The organism is Limnohabitans sp. (assembly GCF_044361645.1).
In the GTDB taxonomy this organism is placed as follows: Bacteria; Pseudomonadota; Gammaproteobacteria; order Burkholderiales; family Burkholderiaceae_C; genus Limnohabitans_A.
In genome coordinates this window covers 1-3,632 of record NZ_JBIKIL010000201.1, presented here as the reverse complement: position 1 = coordinate 3,632, position 3,632 = coordinate 1, and the positions used below count along the sequence as shown (strand labels likewise).

Annotated in this window: 2 protein-coding genes and 1 pseudogene; all 3 read right to left on the bottom strand. The window is 57.3% G+C overall.

Annotation, left to right across the window (positions count from 1 at the left end; all coding sequences use genetic code 11):
* Positions 1–349, bottom strand: a pseudogene (locus ACIQ39_RS18935) (NADH:ubiquinone oxidoreductase subunit N); the annotation flags it as partial.
* Between the two features lie 51 nt (positions 350–400).
* Positions 401–1,876, bottom strand: a complete 1,476-nt coding sequence (locus ACIQ39_RS18930; protein WP_396436133.1) for an NADH-quinone oxidoreductase subunit M — start codon at positions 1,874–1,876, stop codon at positions 401–403.
* Between the two features lie 22 nt (positions 1,877–1,898).
* Positions 1,899–3,632 (bottom strand): NADH-quinone oxidoreductase subunit L (gene nuoL / locus ACIQ39_RS18925; RefSeq protein WP_396436132.1); only part of this gene is annotated, 1,734 nt, incomplete at its 5' end.

The following is a 3,632-nucleotide window of genomic DNA, read 5'->3' as shown; positions in this document are numbered from 1 at the left end:
AGGCGAACAGGCTGAGGCTGAAAATCTCACCGCCGCGCAGCATGTCGCGATCCGCGGCATAAGGGCGCGAGTACACCAAGGTGACCATCACGGCGATGGTGGCAAAGCACTTGAGCCAGTGGCCCATCGGGTCGCTGACCACCATGCGGCCAAAGCCGTACAGCGTCTGCCCGGCATCGGCGTACAAGGCGTGCAACAAGGCCACGCCGCCAAGAGACGCCAGCGTCAGCACATAAGTGCCTGTGCGCTTGGGGCTTTTCACGAAGAGGTCGGCCAGCGTCACGACGCAGGCCATGACCAGCAACACGATCTCCGGATACATCGTCATCCAGCTGGAGTTGTCCATCATCTGTGTTCTCTCAATTGTTCTATTCAGGCGAAACGTTCAGGTCCTGGCCGCTCAAGGCAGCTTGGACATGGCCACGTGCTTGAGCAAGTCCATCACCGAGGCATCCATCACATCGGTGAACGGTTTGGGGTAAATGCCCATCCAGAGCACGGCCACGGCCAGCAAACTGAGCATCAGAAATTCACGCGCGTTGATGTCGGCCAGACCTTTGACATCGTCATTGGTCACAGGGCCCAGGTACACGCGCTTGAACATCCACAAGGTGTAAGCCGCGCCAAAGATCAGGGCCGAGGAGGCCAGCAATCCGATCCAGAAGTTGAACTTGACGGCACCCAAAATGACCATCCACTCGCCCACAAAGCCCGCAGTGCCTGGCAAGCCGGCATTGGCCATGGCAAACAGCAAAGCAAAGGCGGCGAACTTGGGCATGGTGTTGACCACGCCGCCGTAGCTGGCAATCTCACGCGAATGCACACGGTCGTACAACACCCCTATGCACAAGAACATGGCGGCAGACACAAAGCCGTGCGCGATCATCTGCACAATGCCGCCGGACACACCGAGGGGGTTGAAGATGAAAAAGCCAAGCGTCACAAAACCCATGTGCGCCACAGACGAATACGCCACCAGCTTTTTCATGTCTTGCTGCACCATGGCCACCAGGCCCACATAGATCACGGCCACCAACGACAAAACCAGGATCAGCATGCCCCATTCACGGGCCGCATCGGGAGCGATGGGCATGGAAAAGCGCAAGAAGCCATAAGCGCCCAGTTTGAGCATGATGGCGGCCAGCACAGCGGAGCCGCCTGTAGGCGCTTCAACGTGCACATCGGGCAACCAGGTGTGCACCGGCCACATGGGCACCTTCACGGCAAAAGCCGCAAAGAAGGCAAAGAACAGCAAGGTCTGCACACCGCCAGCCAAGGGGAGCTTGTGCCATGCCAGGATGTCAAAGCTGCCGCCGGATGTGACGTACAGATAGATCAAGGCGATCAGCATCAGCAAAGAGCCGAGCAAGGTGTACAAGAAGAACTTGAACGCGGCGTAAATCTTGTTCGGGCCACCCCAGATGCCGATGATCAGGTACATCGGGATCAAGGTCGCCTCAAAGAAGACGTAAAACAAGATGCCGTCCAACGCACAGAATACGCCGATCATCAGGCCCGACAAAATCAGGAATGCGGCCATGTACTGGTTGACCTTGCGGGTGATGACTTCCCAGCCCGCAATGACCACCACCACGTTGATGAAGGCCGTCAGTGGAATCAGCCACAGCGAGATGCCATCCACACCCAGGTGGTAGTACACATTGAAGCGCTCAATCCACGTGGCTTTTTCGACAAACTGCATCTCGGATGTGCCGAGCTGAAAGCCCGAAATCAAGGGCAGTGTGACCAGCAAACTGGCGATCGCGCCGACAAGAGCCAACCAGCGCACAGCGCCCGCTTGGCTGTCGCGACCGAAGGCCAGCAAGACGACGCCGAAAGCGATCGGCATCCAGATGGCAAGGCTTAACAATCCCATTTTTATTTTGTCCTCAAAACAGTTAAGCGAGCCAGACGAAATACGTCATCAGCACAAACACACCCAAAATCATGACCAGGGCATAGTGGTACAGGAAACCCGACTGGAACCCGCGCACCACGCCAGAGACCCAACCCACGACTTTCCAAGATCCGTTGACAAAGAAGCCGTCGATGATGGCGCGGTCGCCCACCTTCCACAGACCCATGCCCAAGCCACGCGCACCTTTGGCCAAGATGTTTTCGTTGATCCAATCCATGTAGTACTTGTTCTCCATGACCACGATCAGTGGACGCAGTACGCGGGCGAAGAAAGCCGGCACCTTGGGGTTGACCAGGTACATGTACCAAGCGGTCACCACACCGGCCAAAGCCAGCCAGAACGGTGCCGTGCTCAGGCCGTGCAGCGCCATGGCGACCGGGCCGTGGAACAGCTCACCCAGTTGTTGCATTGCGGGGTGCTTGGCTGCATCGATGAAGATGACGTCCTTGAAGAAATCGCCATACAGCATGGGCTGGATGGTCATGAAACCAATCAGCACCGAAGGAATCGCCAGCAAGACCAGCGGCACCGTCACCACCCAAGGCGACTCGTGCGGTTTATCGTGACCATGGTCGTCGTGACCTTGGTGGTCATCGTGGCCATGGTGCGCGTCCGGGTTCTGGTCGTAGCGCTCCGGGCCATGGAAGACCAGGAAATACATGCGGAACGAATAGAAAGCCGTGACAAACACCCCCGCCAGCACCGCGAAGTTGGCAAAGCCAGCAGCAGGCAAGGTGCTCAGGTGCACGGCTTCGATGATGCTGTCCTTGGAGTAAAAACCCGAGAACAGAGGCGTACCGATCAAGGCCAGAGAACCCAGCAAAGACGTGATCCAGGTGATCGGCATGTACTTGCGCAGACCGCCCATGTAGCGGATGTCCTGGTTGTGGTGCATGCCCATGATGACGGAACCTGCACCCAAAAACAGCAGCGCTTTGAAGAACGCGTGTGTCATCAGGTGGAACACCGCGACCGAGTAAGCCGATGCGCCCAAGGCCACCGTCATGTAACCCAGCTGCGACAAAGTGGAATAAGCCACCACGCGCTTGATGTCGTTTTGGATGATGCCCAAAAAGCCCATGAACAGCGCCGTGATCGAGCCGATGACCATCATGAAGTTGAGCGCCGAGTCAGACAGCTCGAACAGCGGCGACATGCGCGCCACCATGAAGATGCCCGCTGTCACCATGGTCGCGGCGTGGATCAGGGCCGAGATGGGCGTGGGGCCTTCCATGGAGTCGGGCAGCCACACATGCAGCGGGAACTGGGCCGACTTGCCCATGGCGCCGATGAACAGGCAGATGCAGATCACGGTGATCAGCATGGCGTCCATGCCGAAGATGTACCAAGGGAAATCGATGGCGGCCAGCTCTTGCGCTTTGGCAAACAGCTCGGTGTAGTTGAGTGTGCCGGTGTAGGCCACAATCAGGCCGATGCCGATGATGAAGCCAAAGTCACCGACTCGGTTGACCAAAAATGCCTTCATGTTGGCGAAGATGGCTGTCGGTTTGTTGTACCAAAAGCCGATCAGCAAATAAGACACCAAGCCCACCGCTTCCCAGCCGAAGAACAGCTGCAGCAAGTTGTTGCTCATGACGAGCATCAGCATGGAAAAGGTGAACAGCGAGATGTAGGCAAAAAAGCGGTTGTAGCCTTCGTCCTCGTCCATGTAACCGATGGTGTAGATGTGCACCATGAGGGACACGAAGGTGAC